This window comes from Aeribacillus sp. FSL K6-8394 (assembly GCF_038008865.1).
GTDB lineage: Bacteria > Bacillota > Bacilli > Bacillales > Aeribacillaceae > Aeribacillus > Aeribacillus composti.
The window spans coordinates 1174263-1188387 of the sequence record NZ_JBBPAA010000001.1; the positions used below are offsets into that span (position 1 = coordinate 1174263).

Annotated in this window: 18 protein-coding genes and 1 pseudogene; all 19 read right to left on the reverse strand. The window is 39.2% G+C overall.

What is annotated here, in order from left to right:
- Nucleotides 1-19: 19 nt before the first annotated feature.
- Nucleotides 20-1102, reverse strand: a complete 1083-nt coding sequence (gene flhB / locus NSR00_RS05370; RefSeq protein WP_063386679.1) for a flagellar biosynthesis protein FlhB — start codon at nt 1100-1102, stop codon at nt 20-22.
- Nucleotides 1099-1875, reverse strand: coding sequence for a flagellar biosynthetic protein FliR (gene fliR / locus NSR00_RS05375; RefSeq protein WP_066246491.1), 777 nt, complete (start codon nt 1873-1875; stop codon nt 1099-1101). Before fliR ends, flhB begins: the two co-directional genes overlap by 4 nt.
- 5 nt (nt 1876-1880) lie before the next feature.
- Nucleotides 1881-2150: a flagellar biosynthesis protein FliQ gene (fliQ, locus tag NSR00_RS05380; RefSeq protein ID WP_063386677.1), complete on the reverse strand. Its 270-nt coding sequence runs from the start codon at nt 2148-2150 to the stop codon at nt 1881-1883.
- Nucleotides 2151-2167: 17 nt separating this feature from the next.
- Nucleotides 2168-2833 carry a flagellar type III secretion system pore protein FliP gene (gene fliP, locus NSR00_RS05385; protein ID WP_063386676.1) on the reverse strand — a complete coding sequence of 222 codons (666 nt, stop codon included), beginning with the start codon at nt 2831-2833 and terminating at the stop codon, nt 2168-2170.
- A complete protein-coding gene (locus NSR00_RS05390; protein ID WP_340787484.1) occupies nt 2830-3471 on the reverse strand; it encodes a flagellar biosynthetic protein FliO in 642 nt (213 codons plus the stop codon). The genes fliP and NSR00_RS05390 overlap by 4 nt, the downstream gene beginning before the upstream one ends.
- 12 nt (nt 3472-3483) lie before the next feature.
- Nucleotides 3484-3846, reverse strand: coding sequence for a response regulator (locus NSR00_RS05395; protein ID WP_063386674.1), 363 nt, complete (start codon nt 3844-3846; stop codon nt 3484-3486).
- Between the two features lie 21 nt (nt 3847-3867).
- The gene (gene fliY / locus NSR00_RS05400; RefSeq protein WP_327862752.1) at nt 3868-4947 is read right to left on the reverse strand and encodes a flagellar motor switch phosphatase FliY; all 1080 of its coding nucleotides are present in this window, start codon (nt 4945-4947) and stop codon (nt 3868-3870) included.
- The gene (gene fliM / locus NSR00_RS05405) at nt 4940-5938 is read right to left on the reverse strand and encodes a flagellar motor switch protein FliM (protein WP_340787489.1); all 999 of its coding nucleotides are present in this window, start codon (nt 5936-5938) and stop codon (nt 4940-4942) included. Before fliM ends, fliY begins: the two co-directional genes overlap by 8 nt.
- Nucleotides 5939-5971: 33 nt before the next feature.
- Nucleotides 5972-6400 carry a flagellar basal body-associated protein FliL gene (gene fliL, locus NSR00_RS05410; RefSeq protein WP_066246495.1) on the reverse strand — a complete coding sequence of 143 codons (429 nt, stop codon included), beginning with the start codon at nt 6398-6400 and terminating at the stop codon, nt 5972-5974.
- Nucleotides 6393-6611 (reverse strand): flagellar FlbD family protein, encoded by a 219-nt coding sequence (locus NSR00_RS05415; RefSeq protein ID WP_063386670.1) that lies wholly within the window; start codon nt 6609-6611, stop codon nt 6393-6395. Before NSR00_RS05415 ends, fliL begins: the two co-directional genes overlap by 8 nt.
- 25 nt (nt 6612-6636) lie before the next feature.
- Nucleotides 6637-8103, reverse strand: coding sequence for a flagellar hook-basal body complex protein (locus tag NSR00_RS05420; protein ID WP_445659576.1), 1467 nt, complete (start codon nt 8101-8103; stop codon nt 6637-6639).
- A pseudogene (locus NSR00_RS18050) lies at nt 8104-8166 on the reverse strand (hypothetical protein); the annotation flags it as partial.
- A gap of 35 nt (nt 8167-8201) precedes the next feature.
- On the reverse strand, nt 8202-8645 hold the full coding sequence (gene flgD / locus NSR00_RS05425) for a flagellar hook assembly protein FlgD (RefSeq protein ID WP_063386668.1): 444 nt from the start codon (nt 8643-8645) through the stop codon (nt 8202-8204).
- Between the two features lie 9 nt (nt 8646-8654).
- Nucleotides 8655-9926: a flagellar hook-length control protein FliK gene (locus NSR00_RS05430; RefSeq protein ID WP_340787495.1), complete on the reverse strand. Its 1272-nt coding sequence runs from the start codon at nt 9924-9926 to the stop codon at nt 8655-8657.
- A 44-nt stretch (nt 9927-9970) separates the two neighbouring features.
- Nucleotides 9971-10594, reverse strand: a complete 624-nt coding sequence (locus NSR00_RS05435) for a MotE family protein (protein ID WP_063386666.1) — start codon at nt 10592-10594, stop codon at nt 9971-9973.
- 9 nt (nt 10595-10603) lie between these two features.
- A complete protein-coding gene (gene fliJ / locus NSR00_RS05440) occupies nt 10604-11047 on the reverse strand; it encodes a flagellar export protein FliJ (protein ID WP_063386665.1) in 444 nt (147 codons plus the stop codon).
- Nucleotides 11044-12360: a flagellar protein export ATPase FliI gene (fliI, locus tag NSR00_RS05445; protein WP_311066231.1), complete on the reverse strand. Its 1317-nt coding sequence runs from the start codon at nt 12358-12360 to the stop codon at nt 11044-11046. The genes fliJ and fliI overlap by 4 nt, the downstream gene beginning before the upstream one ends.
- Before the next feature lie 5 nt (nt 12361-12365).
- A complete protein-coding gene (fliH, locus tag NSR00_RS05450; RefSeq protein ID WP_340787503.1) occupies nt 12366-13118 on the reverse strand; it encodes a flagellar assembly protein FliH in 753 nt (250 codons plus the stop codon).
- Nucleotides 13111-14112, reverse strand: a complete 1002-nt coding sequence (gene fliG, locus NSR00_RS05455) for a flagellar motor switch protein FliG (RefSeq protein WP_063386662.1) — start codon at nt 14110-14112, stop codon at nt 13111-13113. Before fliG ends, fliH begins: the two co-directional genes overlap by 8 nt.
- Between the last annotated feature and the right edge of the window lie 13 nt (nt 14113-14125).

A 14125-nucleotide genomic window follows, 5' to 3' on the forward strand; every position in this document is an offset into this window, starting at 1 on the left:
CTTCCTCCTAGCAAAATTGTTACACTTTTTGTTTTTGACGATAAACATAAGCTAAAATTTCAGCCACAGCCTTAAAAAATTGTTCAGGAATCATCTCGCCAATTTCCACTTGGTCATACAAAGAACGAGCGAGCTGCCTGTTTTCGACTGTTATGATTTCATGGGCTTTGGCAATTTGCTTGATCTTTTGCGCGACAAAATCTGTTCCTTTTGCAACTACGACAGGTGCATCGTGTTCCTTTTCATCATACTTTAAGGCAACTGCATAATGAGTAGGGTTCGTAATGACGACATCAGCTTTCGGAATTTCCTGCATCATCCTTCTCATCGCCATTTCCCTTTGTTTCTGTTTAATTCTCGATCTAATTAACGGGTCGCCTTCCATTTTTTTGTACTCATCTTTTACTTCCTGCTTAGACATGCGAATGTTTTTTTCGAAATCCCATCTTTGATACAAGTAATCTAGCAATGCGATGAACAAAAGCGCACCTGAAGCATATAGTCCTATCTGCACCGCCAGCTTTGAAATTGAAGCAAAAGCTCGTTCAAGCGGCATTTGCGGAAGTCGCAAAATCTCCTGCCAATTGAAATAAATATAAGCAAAGGTTACCCCGCCGATAAAGAAAACTTTTAAGATCGATTTCAAAAGCTCGACAATTGCCCGAATGGAATATATGCGTTTAAATCCTTCAATCGGATTCAGTTTATTTAATTTCATTTTCAACGGTTCAGTTGTAAAAAGAAATCCAACTTGAATATAATTACTGAAAACTCCAGCAACGAAGGCTGCTATCATGAATGGAGCGGTAATTTGAGCGCCTTCCAATACATATTTATTAAAGATTGAATGCACATTTTCTTCTGTGATATCCGTCAACAAATAATCTTCAAAAGTAGAATGGAACATGTTTAAAATATTATCAATCACCGTTTTCCCGAAAAACAGCAATGACAGAAAAACTAAAAACATGGTGATGGCTGTGTTCAAATCGGGACTCTTGGCAACCTGCCCTTTTTTCCTGACATCCTGCCGCTTTCTCGGAGTCGCTTTTTCCGTTTTTTCTCCGGCAAAATATTGCAAATCTAACGGTAAATAATTCATGCGCCATCACCTAATAAATTCATTAAGGTTCTCATCACATCGAACATGTATTGGAAAAGCCCCTGAATCAGCATAAATATAATGCCTAAAACGAGCACCATCATCAGAAAGCTGACGCCAATTTTAATGGCAAACCCAATGACAAATACATTCATTTGCGGAACTGTCCGGGCAACAATCCCTAGAGCAAGGTCAACTAAAAAGAGCGAAGCGACTATCGGAAGCGCCATTTGAAATGCTACGAGAAACATTTTGCTGAACGCCTTCAAAACTTGTTCGGCAACAGCTCCATCAGAAATCGGAATAAAATATTGATCCGGAGGGATTACTTGAAAACTGTATACAATCCCGTTAATCAGCATATGGTGCCCGTTTAGGCTCAGCATGAGCAATAGGGCAAAAGAATAAAGAAATTGTCCAATTAACGGCGTTTGAACTCCTGTCTGCGGATCAATAATATTCGCGATGATAAACCCCATTTGAAAATCGATTAAGCTTCCTGCAATGTGGACAGCTGACATGATGATATATGCGATCAGACCAATGAATAGTCCGATTAAAACTTCTTTTATTATCAGCGGGTAGAAATTCGCATCTAAGTCAACCTTCCCCTCATCGATCGTCATGACGATGATAAGGGAAAGGAAAAAAGACATGCCAATTTTAAACCGCATCGGAATATTCCGATATGAAAATAATGGAAGCGTTGCAATAAAAGCTGTTATTCTTGTAAACACAAGCAAAAAAAGCGGATAATACTCCAGCATCATCATTCAACTCATCCAACAAATTGATTGAGATTGCTGAAAATATTATGTGTATACGACAAAATGACAGATAGCATCCATGGGCCAAAAATAATCAATCCGACCAAAACAGCCACAATTTTTGGTATGAACGCCAATGTCTGTTCCTGTATTTGTGTCGTTGCTTGAAAGATGCTGACAATTAAGCCGACAACAAGCGATATTAAAAGAAGTGGCCCACTGATCATTAAAGTTGTATAAACCGCTTTTTCTGCTATGGAAAGGATCATTTCGGTACTCATTGGCTCACCTACTTATTTTAAAAACTTTGCAGCAATGATTTGACAACTAAGTACCAGCCGTCCACGAGCACAAACAGCAATATTTTAAAAGGCAATGATATCATGACAGGAGGAAGCATCATCATTCCCATTGACATGAGGACACTTGATACAACCATGTCAATGATTAAAAAAGGAATAAAGATCATAAAACCTATTTGAAACGCTGTTTTTAATTCGCTGATGGCAAATGCAGGCACTAAAGCCACGAGCGGAATATCGTCAATCGTCTCAGGATTTTCAATATTGGCGTAATTTAAAAACAAAGCTAAATCTTTTTGTCTCGTATGTTTGCTCATAAATTCCTTTATCGGCTTTTCCGCCTGTTCATACGCTTCCTCAATGGTTATTTCATTGTTGAACAAAGGATTCAAAGCTTTTTCATGTATTTCTTGAAAAGTCGGTCCCATTATAAAAAAGGTTAAAAAAAGTGCAAGGCCGATGAGCACTTGGTTGGGCGGCATTTGCTGGGTAGCAAGCGAAGTTCGCACAAACGATAACACGATGACGATGCGCGTAAAGCAAGTCATTAAAATCAATATCCCTGGTGCAATTGACAAAACGGTGAGCAGAAGCAAAAGCTTCACAGTCGTCGCAACATTTTCCGGATCATTTTGATTAAAATAGCTAAAAAACTCACTCATTTTTTTGATCCTTTCTGCCGAAGACGCTGCATCTGTTCACGTCTTTCTTTTAATAGTGATTCCAGTTCTTTTTTGAAGGAGGTCTTCTCGCTACCCTTTTGTTTATGATTATTTAGAATGAAGCGCATCATATTTTGTTCAAAAGCATTGTTGCCGGGCTCTTTCTGCATGTCGATAATTTTCTTATATTCCTCTTCATCATTAATTTCTTGTAATAGTTCAATCGTATCCCCGACGCCAACGATTAGAATGCGATTCCCCACCTTCACCAGCTGGATGGACTTGTTTTGTCCTAAGGAAATGCCGCCGAGATTTTGTAAGTATTTAGTTTCTTGCGGAAGCTTCATTTTTTTGTTTAAAAATTTTAATAAAAAGATTAAGAGACCTAAAACAAGAATAAGTGTAAAAATCATTTTCAAAACATCGAATACTGATAAGGAGGTGCTGTTGCCACCATCTTCAACCAATTCGTTCGTCGCTTTCTCTTCTTTTTTTTCATCCTGTTGATCGGATGTCTGCTGTTTTAAATATTCCTCAACGGTGGGATTTTTCACGGCTGCATGCACGAAATCGGCGTTTGTTGGAACATAAAAAAACAACAGCCATAAACAGCACAAATATGTAATACATCGTTTCAATGCAAATGCTCCTTATCCCAATGTCTTTTGAATAGCTTCCAGTACACGATCGGCCTGAAAAGGTTTCACAATAAAATCTTTGGCACCAGCTTGAATAGCATCGATTACCATTGCCTGCTGTCCCATCGCTGAACACATGACAACTTTTGCATTTGGATTAATTTTGCGTATTTCCTTTAAAGCAGTGATGCCATCCATTTCAGGCATTGTAATATCCATCGTGACTAAATCAGGCTGCAATTCTTTAAATTTTTCGACTGCCTGCGCACCATCTGCAGCCTCTCCTACTACTTCATATCCATTTTTTGTCAATATATCTTTGATCATCATTCTCATAAATGCTGCATCATCAACGACTAAAATCCTTTTTGACATTTTGCTCCTCACTCCTATCAACTATTTTAGATTCATGATCCGATCTGCTTGACTCATGATATCCGTTACGCGAACACCGAAATTTTCGTCGATGACAACTACTTCACCTTTTGCTACCTTTTTGCTGTTTATGAATATGTCGACTGGCTCCCCGGCCAGCTTATCAAGCTCGATAATGGATCCTTTAGACAATTCCAAAATTTGTTTGATGGATCTTTTTGTTCTTCCAAGCTCAACCGTTACATTTAAAGGAATGTCGAGCAGCAGCTCCAAATTGTGCGTGTCTACAGATTGATTCGTTTGTTCATCAAATGTCGCAAATTCAACAGGTTTAACTTCAACAGGCTGAGCTTTTTCCTTCTCGCTTTTTTCTATATGCAGCTGTTGATTTTCTCGCGCTTCTTCAGGTTCTGATTGCACGTTATTTGATGCCTCTTTACTCGCTTTATTCATTAATTCAACAACGAGCTGTTTAGCAAAATCAAGGGGTAAGAGCTGCATAATATTCGAATCAATTAAATTGCCGACAGTTAATCGGAAGGATACCTTCACAAGCAGTTCGTCATCAGGAATAGCATCGGTTCCTTCCCCTTCTTTAACATTCAATAATTCGAGGCGAGGCGGTGAAATATCTATTTTTTTATTTAAAACGGTTGACATTGATGTGGAAGCAGATCCCATCATTTGATTCATCGCTTCCTGGACAGCACTTAATTGAATTTCCCCCAATTCGTCCGGGTTGGAACCATCCCCGCCAATCATTAAATCAGCAATGACAGCAGCATCGCTTTGTTTAATTACAAGCAGATTGCTGCCGGACAGCCCTTCTGTAAAAACTACTTCTATTGCTACGTATGGATGTGGAAACTCCTTTGCCAGTTCTTGCTTATTAATAATCGACACGCTCGGAGTAGTGATTTCTACTTTTTGATTAAGCAAGGATGATAAAGCTGTAGCAGAACTGCCAAAAGAAATATTTCCTATCTCCCCAATCGTATCTTTTTCAATTTCATTCAATAGATTGTCAGTTTCAGTTGATTCTTGATTTCCCCCTTTTAGTAGAGAATCGATTTCCTCTTGTGACAACATGTTATCAGTCATCAGCTTCGTCACCTCTCTCTATGTGGCCTAATATTTGAACGGCCAGCTTCTTGTTCTTTTTGCCAGGCTGTCCAAAAAATTTAGGGGCGTCACCTACTTTAATCACCAACGGGTCGCTGGTCGATTGATCAAGACGGATCATATCCCCCACTCGCATTTCAAGAAACTCTTGAACTGTCACAACGGACGTCCCTAATTCTGCAACCACCGGAACTTCTGCAAGCTTTATCCGGTTTTTGATTACTTCCGTTTCCACTGAGTTTTGGGCTTTCCTTTCCGATTGCATCCAATAATGGACGGAAAGCTTTGGAATAATCGGTTCCAACACAACATGGGGAATACAAAGGTTTATCATGCCGCTCGCTTCTCCCACTTGTGTATTAAGGGAAATAACAACAACTGTGTCATTTGGAGATACCATTTGCAAAAATTGCGGATTTACCTCAAATTCCTGCATGCAAGGCTCAATGTCCAAAATGGTGCTCCAAGCTTCACGGTAGTGCTCCAAAGTTTTTTCGAAAATGGATGCAATAATTTTCATTTCAATTTCTGTTAATTGTTCAATCTTATTCATGGAAGCCCCGAAACCGCCCATTAACCGATCCATCATTGCATACGCAATATTTGGGTTCACTTCCATAATAATTCTTCCATCAAGTGTCCCAAGTTCAAAAACATTTAAAACTGTCATTTTCGGAATGGAACGGACAAACTCTTCATAGGGCAGCTGGTCTACAGACGTGACGGTTATTTGGACATATGTCCGCAATTGCGCAGCAAAATACGTCGTTAAAAGCCTTGCGAAATTTTCATGCACTCGAGTAATGCTGCGAATTTGATCTTTTGAAAAACGAAGAGCACGTTTAAAATCGTAAACTTTTATTTTCTTTGCTTCTTCTTCTTTCTTTAATTCATCAACATTCATTTCACCGGTTGTTAATGCAGATAATAGCGCATCAATTTCACTTTGCGATAAAATTTCATTTGACATAATGAGAACATCACCTCCTTATCCCTTTTTTGTCTATTGAAGGATAAAGGAAGTCGTGTACACTTGTTTCACTTCTCCTTCTTGTAAAAGCGCATCGACCTTCTTTTTAATCGTATCTTTAAAGCGGTCCATTCCAGCTTGCCCTTCCAAATCTTTTGCTTCCATATTTGCCAGTTCGGTTATAATAATATCTTTTATTTGAAATTCTCTCTTTTCTAATTCTTCTCTCGCTTTTTTGTCAGATGCTTCAATTTTGAAAGAAAGTCTTACAATATTTTTACTTTTTAAGTTTGTCGTAATTTCAGGAACATCAAATGACGATTCCACCACCTCGTCGATGGAGCGGTTTTTCGCTTCTACCGGATCCTTCGTAAAAAATTCCATGACGACAAACGTAGTCAGTGCAGCAATTCCAACGGTTGAAATGACGATTAATAATGCAGTTATAAATTTTTTACTCATTTTCTTGTCCCCCGAAATAGAAAGCTTTCCCAAAACCAAATTGTTTATAAAGCTCATTGATTTTTGTTACTACTTCCGTCTGTGAATCTTTTACTATATATTTTTTGCCGGATATTAACGTAATAGTCGTATCAGGAAACGATTCAATCCGTTCGATTAACAACACATTCAGATAAAAAGCTTCGCCATTCAGTTTTGTTAATTTGATCACGTTTCAAGCTCCCCCGTTCTTCCTATTAACGTTTTAAGCCAAGGAGCTCCTGCAAAATTTCGTCAGAAGTTGTGATGATTTTCGTATTTGATTGAAAACCTCTTTGTGCCACAATCATTTCCGTAAATTCTTCCGCCAAGTCCACATTGGACATTTCTAGTGAACTATTAATCAATGAGCCTGCTCCATCCTCTCCTGGAACGGAAAGTTCGTTAAGCTGCAGCCCATTGCCATTTTTGTCGATAGAACCAGAGTTAGGCGTTTCTCTAAAAAGATTGCTTCCGATTTTTTCTAATCCTTCTGGATTTGGAAAGTTCGCAAGCCGGATTTGTCCAGCGACTTTTAACTGACCGTTTCGATCAATAAACGTAACCTTTCCATCAGGCCCGATGCTAAAGCTTTTAGCCGAAAGCGGAATTTGGATGAGACCGGCTTCTCCGCTCAACGAATCCGTCCATTGCGCCTCTTTTAAACTTTCGGCAATATCTTCGTATTTAATGACTGCTTGCCCAACATTGTTAAGAGCAACTTTATAATTCTCAATTGTCCCGATCAACTTCGTCATTAAATCAAGCGTATTCGTGTCAGCACTTGAACCCAACGGGATAGCTGTTGACGGATTTTGCGGATAATCCCCCGCTGTAATCGGCAGAATCGGATTCGTGATTGTTGTAATGACGTCAGTATATGGCGGTGTAGTGTTAAAATTATTAATAGAATCATTTAATTGTACGATTGCCGTTTCAAACTGGTTTCGAATATTCCCAAACCCTGACGTTGGGTTTGTAATGGCTGCATTAAACTCTGTCCATATATCAATTAAAGCATTACGTGCATTTTGCATAGAGGTGTATAAAGGTGATGGGTTTGGTTGTTCGGCTTTTTCCCATATTTCCACCGCATCATTATATGCTTCATAAGCTTCCATCAATGCATTCGCTCTTTTTGAAATGTCTCTCAACGATTCATACATATTTTTATAAGGTGTATTGAAAGACGTGATTTGCTGAAGCGCTGCATTTGCTTTTTGAATTCCTTGATCTGTCGGAGGAATTTTTTCACCTGTTTCGCCAATTAAGTAAAGCCCTTCGCCAGTTACTAAATATCCGTTTGCATCCAAATAAAAGTTTCCAGCGCGGGTGTATGCTAAATCAATAGCTCTATCAATGGCGCCCAAAATTTTATTGTCTCCAAATTGTCCTGCATAATCAATGTTGACTCTCGTTAAATCGGTAATCACTCCGACAGGAAAAAAACCGTCTCCGCTGATCGCTACATCAAGAAGTCTTCCCGTTGATTGAGTTGGTCCAGATGTATGAACAGTGTCGATTGTTCCGATTGCCGCACCCAAACCTACCTGTGCTGGATTTATACCTCCTCGTCCATTTACAGCGGCGCTAGCGCCTGAAATTTGCTGGTTGACTAATTCTTTAAAAGTGACACGTCCTTTTTTGAAGCCGTACGTGTTGACATTCGCGATATTGTTGCCAATGACATCCAATTTTAATTGGAAATTTTTCATTCCGCTAATACCTGAATACATGGAACGCAACATATGAACCTCTCCCTTTCTTTAAAATTTTAATATTATTATCCTTCCTGATCAGATGAATCGTTTTCTCCAGCTTCGGATACTTTCGTAATACTTGAGCTTTCCACTTCATCGCCGTTGGCAAGCGCAATGATGACTGTATCTCCATTCATCCGCACGCTTTTGACAATGCTCTGCTTTTGCTCACCTTCTTTTGAGTATTCTACCGATTTGCCGATGAGCTGCGAATATTTGATGAGTGCATCCGATTTTAAAAAGGCTTCAAGCGATTTATTCATGTTTGTTATTTGTTCCAATGTTGAGAAATTCGCCATTTGAGCAATAAACTCTTTATCTTCCATTGGATTTAGCGGATCCTGATATTGCAATTGGGTAATCAATAACTTCAAAAAATCATCTTTTCCAAGAGTTGACTTAGCTTCCCTTGCTTTGTTTTCTGTATAGGTCGATAACAAATAGCTGTCGATGGAAATTCCGCTCATAAGAACCTCCTATATAATGGCATTTACATACTCTTTTAATTTTTCCATAAAAGTTTGGTCGTTCTGCTGTTCATTTTGATGCTTTTCTTGATCTTCCCCGTTATGTTGCTGCGAATTGCCACGTCCTCTTTTTTCTTGAAAGAAATAATGCTCTTCGTCAAAAATATCAAAGCGGTCAATTTGCAATGTTACATTCGGCAGCGAATGCTTTAACTGCTGAATACTATGCTCTAACAATTCTTTCGCTGATTGAGTCGATGTCTTAATTTTGGCGCTCATTTGGTCGCCATCTTTTATTAATTGAATGGTAATGGTCCCTAAATGCTCCGGAGTGAGCCGTATCGTCAATTTTTGTGCGCCATTGGGAAGCTGGCCAAATCGACTTGTTTTTATTACGTCATTTAACTTTTGAAAAAATTCCTCTTGGACGTCTATACTCAGTTCAGAATCAATTTGCGAAGCCGGATTTTCTGAGCCAAATTTGTTTATGTATGATGTAAGAGTCAACTCAAACGTATCCTTCGTTTGGCCCGTTAGGAAATTTCCAACACTTTTTTGTTCAGCACGGCTCTCTTGTTGAACAAACTCCATTAGAGGATGCGTTCTTGCCAATATTTCCTCACGCTGCACAAATGGTTTCTTATTCGTGTCCATTTGTTGTATAAAATGAAGCGGCTCTGATGTTTCTAGATCATTAGGCAATATGTCAGCTATGGTAGTACTGTGATTCTCATATCGTCCAATCCGAACAGCTGTTAAAATATTTTGAAGCATCGTGCTGCCTAGATCTCCATACTTTCTAGTAATGGTTTCAAAAACTTCGAGCATTCGAATAAACTCGTTCGGCTCATTTCGTTGCAAATAAGCTAAAATAGCAGTGATTTGCTGAAAAAGTACAGTTTTTTCCGGACTTTGCTCCGTATGATCAACATTCAGTTCCATATTGCTCGCAAATGTCAATTCCAAATTTTCAGAAGAAGGTTGGCTGACAGAAGATAAACTGCTGTCTTCTCTCTCCTGTTTGTCTTGAGCGTCTATTTCCTGATCGTGCAAAATGTCAAGAGAGAGCCAATTTTTGATCGCATTTTTCAACTCTTCTAAGATAGTTGTTTCGATTTCAAATTTTTGCGGTTCATTTCCTTTCACCTGATCGGCTGGCTTCCTGTTCACAAGCTGATCAAAAAACGTTTGAAAAGTTGACTCTTCCTTTTTTTCTTCTCCGTTTGTTGATTGTATGTTTCGCGTGTTCAATTGGAAAAACTGCAATTTAATGGCATCCATTTGTTCACCTCCTGTAATATGATCAGAATGTTCATGTAAATTATTTATTGAGCAGCTGCCTCTTCAGTTGCTGATGGTACAGATTCGGCTGCTGGTTGTTCAGATTGAGCTGCTGCTTGCTCGGATAACAACTTCGTATATTTGGCAGCGTCTTGGGGAGTCATTTTTTCTAAAATTCTAGCAAGCACGGCTTTTTTTAAAGATGATAGTATGCTGATTGCTTCATCATCAGAAAGCTCTGTAATGATGGCAGCTGCTTTTTTACTTGACATTTCTCCATATACTTTCGCAATATCAACGGCTTGTTGTTGATTTTTTTGCGGATTGGTTTGAGCTGCGTTTTCCAATGAGTTGATTTGCTGTGTCAGCTCTTGTATTTCTTCATCCTTGCTTTTCAGCTGTTCTTGCAGCTGATTGATTGTGCTTTCCTGCTCTTCAATCTTTTGCTTGAGCTCTTCTTGCTCTTTTTCCAGCTGCTCATTCAGCCTTTCAAGATTTTCTTGCTTCTGACCTCCTTGCGCTAAGTCCGAAATAATCGGAATATTTTGGGCCGGCAGAATGCCGAGAAAAAACATGACGATTACGGCGACAAGCCCAAGACTTAAAAGTGATAAAAATATGGTCAAGAAAGTTTTCAAACCGCCTCGTTTCTTTTCTTTTTTCGCCATCATTTCCACCTAATTTCTATGAAACGAATATGTAATGATTGATATTTCATCCATCATTTTTCCTTCTTCTCGTTTCCTTAGCTCCATAAATTTCTTGTAATCTTTTTCTTTTATTTTTTCATATTGCTTTACTTCTATATGTTTTTGCATCAAAATCGACTGTTTTTCATTCATTGCATTACGAGAATAAATGACAAGCTGCTGGTAATGCTCAATTGTTTTTTCCAAATTTTGAACAAACTGTTGATACTGCTTAATTTCTTGAACGGACATCCCTTTGTTCAATTTTTCTTCTTGAAGCTTTACGAACTCCTCTTTTTGCTTTAAAAATGTATACAGCTTTGTTGCAACTTTTTTAAAATTTTCAACGGAATCTTCATATTCTTTTGATGATTTTCGTTTCTCATTTTCCTTTACATCCAATATTTTTTGGTAGCGGAAATGGTATGTCATGTCTTGTCACCTTCTTCAAGTAGCGAAATTAATTGCTGTACGCTTTCCTCAAATGTTATTTTTTCATTCATATGCTGCTGAAGAAATCCGTTTATTTTCGGATAATAATCCATTGCTTGATCCATTTCTTTTGAAGAGCCTCTTTTATATGCGCCGATCTTAATTAAATCTTCTGACTCGGTATATGTAGAGTACAATGCTTTCAGTTTGTTCGCAGCTTCCAGATGCGCCGGTTCGACAATATGGTTCATAAGGCGGCTGACGCTTTTTAAAATATTAATTGCAGGAAAATGTCCTCTATTCGCCAACTCACGATCGAGCACAATGTGCCCGTCCAAAATTCCTCTCACAGTATCCGCTATCGGTTCGTTCATATCATCGCCATCAACTAAGACAGTATAAATGGCTGTGATCGAACCCTTTTCATTATTTCCTGTTCTTTCTAAAAGTCGAGGAAGCATGGCGAACACTGAAGGGGTGTATCCTTTTGTCGTCGGCGGTTCCCCAACAGCCAGTCCAATTTCCCTTTGCGCAATCGCTACTCTCGTGACTGAATCCATCATAAACATGACATTATATCCTTTATCTCGAAAATATTCTGCAATCGCCGTTGCAGAATAGGCAGCTTTAATTCTCATTAAAGCCGGCTGATCGGAGGTTGCCGCCACAATAATCGTCCGCTTTAGCCCTTCTTCCCCTAAATCTCTCTCAATAAATTCTCGAACTTCTCTTCCCCTTTCACCTATTAAGGCAATCACATTTATATCTGCTCCTGAGCTTCTTGCGATCATTCCGAGCAAAGTACTTTTTCCAACGCCGCTTCCTGCAAAAATACCTACCCGCTGACCTTTCCCAATCGTTAAAAAACCGTCAATTGCTTTCACACCCACTTCAATTTTTTGGATGATCGGCGGCCGGGTTAACGGGTTCGGCGGCTCATTTTCAGACAGAATAGTCGTTAAACCTTTTGGAAGATTGGATCCGTCCATTGGATGACCAAATGCATCTAATACCTTTCCGATCAGGCTGATTCCCGATTTTATTTTCAGGGGCGAGCCTGTTGCTTCTACGACACAGCCAGGTGCAATTTGGTTGACCTTTGTAAACGGCATTAATAGAATATTTTCTTCTTTGAATCCGACAACTTCTGCCAGCGTTTTTTCATTTTTCCCTACATGTACATAGCAAACATCGCCGATGGAGCATTCAGGTCCGCGTGATTCAATCATGAGTCCGACTACTTTTTTCACTTTTCCATATCTCTTATAAGAGTCCAGCCGATCTATATGGTCGATCAATTGAGCTAGTTTCAATCGCTTCAATCCTCCCTGACAAGATTTAACAGCTTGCTTTTTAATTGCTCCAGCTGTGTATCAATGCTCGCATCAATTTTTCCAAATGGCGATTCTACACAAATTCCGTTTTCGGGCAAATTTACATCCGGAAAAATATAGAGCTCCGTTTTGGTTGTAAATAGTTCCATTAATTCTTCTTTTTGTTCAAGCATAAATTCATATTTGTCAGGGTGAACGTATATTTTGACTTCTGGATATTCCTTTACTTCACAAATCACTTCGCGAACCAATCCAGTAAACAGTTCAGGCTCTCGCTTTAGGTTGGCTGCAATAATTTTTTCCGCTACTTTTACAGCAATTTCAATAATGGTTTCCTCGGAAGCTTCTATTTTTTTCTCATAATCTTTTTTGGAAAGCTGGACTATCTGTCTGGCAGATTCAATCACATTTTCATACTCTTGAAGCCCATCTTTTTTCCCTTTTTCAAAACCGGCTTGATACCCTTCTTTTCTTGCTTCTTCTATTAGGCGCGCTTTTTCTTCCTGCCAAGCTTCCCTTTCTTTTTCGATCTCCTTAAGCAATCGCGTTTTTTCTTCTTCAGCTTTTTCTAAAATTTTCTCTGCTTCCAAATGGGCTGCCTCAAGGAACTGTGAGCGCTGTGTGTTCTCTTCTTGATCGGAAGCGGCGAACTCTTCCTGAATTTGGATCGTTCTGATCGTCAATTTGTGCGGCTTGTGCAATGACCAAGCATGGCCGGATTTTATGACTCTAGACAATGATTTCATCTCCTTGTCCTCGAGCGATCACAATTTCGCCAGCATCCTCTAATCTTCTTATCACTTCAACAATTCTTGATTGCGCTTCTTCTACATCACGAAGCCGAACAGGACCCATGTAATTCATTTCCTCCTTGAATGTTTCCGCCATTCTAGTTGACATATTTTTAAAGACAATTTCTTTCACTTCATCCGACGCAACCTTTAACGCCAGCATGAGATCATTATTATCCACTTCGCGAATGACGCGCTGAATGGCGCGGTTATCCAAGGTAACAATATCTTCAAATACAAACATCCGCTTTTTGATTTCTTCGGCCAGCTCGGGGTCCTGTACTTCTAGTGCTTCCAGTATCGTTCGTTCTGTCGAGCGGTCGACACCGTTTAACACTTCCACTACTGTTTCGATTCCACCCGTTTCTGTGAAATCTTCCGTTACAGTAGAAGAAAGCTTCTTCTCTAAAACTTGTTCAACTTCATTAATTACTTCAGGGGATGTGCGGTCCATAATGGCGATTCTTCTTGCAATATCCGCTTGAACTTCCTGAGGCAAGCTCGATAAAATTTGTCCCGACTGCTTGGCATCTAGATAAGACAAAACTAAAGCGATCGTTTGCGGATGCTCGTTTTGTATAAAGTTTAAAATTTGAGCCGGATCTGCTTTTCTAACAAAATCAAACGGCCGTACTTGAAGAGAAGATGTCAGCCTTCTGATTATTTCACTTGCCTTTTCCCCTCCTAATGCTTTCTCAAGCACCTCTTTCGCATATTGGATCCCCCCTTGGGCAATATAATCTTGCGCAAGGGCGATTTGATGAAACTCTTCAATCACTTCTTCTTTTTTTTGCGAATCCACTTTCCGTACACTCGATATTTCTAATGTAAGCTTTTCAATTTCTTCTTCCGTGAGGTGTTTATAAACGGAAGCAGAAGCTTCCGGACCTAAGGAGATCAATAAAATAGCAGCCTTTTGCCTACCGTTTAACTTTTTCATATGTCATTTCCCC

What these genes read in the sequence shown, in the direction of transcription:
- flhB (WP_063386679.1), bottom strand. Translation starts at nt 1,102, where the DNA reads ATGAATTATTTACCGTTAGATTTGCAATATTTTGCCGGAGAAAAAACG.
- fliR (WP_066246491.1), bottom strand. Translation starts at nt 1,875, where the DNA reads ATGATGATGCTGGAGTATTATCCGCTTTTTTTGCTTGTGTTTACAAGA.
- fliQ (WP_063386677.1), bottom strand. Translation starts at nt 2,150, where the DNA reads ATGAGTACCGAAATGATCCTTTCCATAGCAGAAAAAGCGGTTTATACA.
- fliP (WP_063386676.1), bottom strand. Translation starts at nt 2,833, where the DNA reads ATGAGTGAGTTTTTTAGCTATTTTAATCAAAATGATCCGGAAAATGTT.
- NSR00_RS05395 (WP_063386674.1), bottom strand. Translation starts at nt 3,846, where the DNA reads ATGTCAAAAAGGATTTTAGTCGTTGATGATGCAGCATTTATGAGAATG.
- fliY (WP_327862752.1), bottom strand. Translation starts at nt 4,947, where the DNA reads ATGACTGATAACATGTTGTCACAAGAGGAAATCGATTCTCTACTAAAA.
- fliM (WP_340787489.1), bottom strand. Translation starts at nt 5,938, where the DNA reads ATGTCAAATGAAATTTTATCGCAAAGTGAAATTGATGCGCTATTATCT.
- fliL (WP_066246495.1), bottom strand. Translation starts at nt 6,400, where the DNA reads ATGAGTAAAAAATTTATAACTGCATTATTAATCGTCATTTCAACCGTT.
- flgD (WP_063386668.1), bottom strand. Translation starts at nt 8,645, where the DNA reads ATGAGCGGAATTTCCATCGACAGCTATTTGTTATCGACCTATACAGAA.
- NSR00_RS05430 (WP_340787495.1), bottom strand. Translation starts at nt 9,926, where the DNA reads ATGGATGCCATTAAATTGCAGTTTTTCCAATTGAACACGCGAAACATA.
- NSR00_RS05435 (WP_063386666.1), bottom strand. Translation starts at nt 10,594, where the DNA reads ATGGCGAAAAAAGAAAAGAAACGAGGCGGTTTGAAAACTTTCTTGACC.
- fliJ (WP_063386665.1), bottom strand. Translation starts at nt 11,047, where the DNA reads ATGACATACCATTTCCGCTACCAAAAAATATTGGATGTAAAGGAAAAT.
- fliG (WP_063386662.1), bottom strand. Translation starts at nt 14,112, where the DNA reads ATGAAAAAGTTAAACGGTAGGCAAAAGGCTGCTATTTTATTGATCTCC.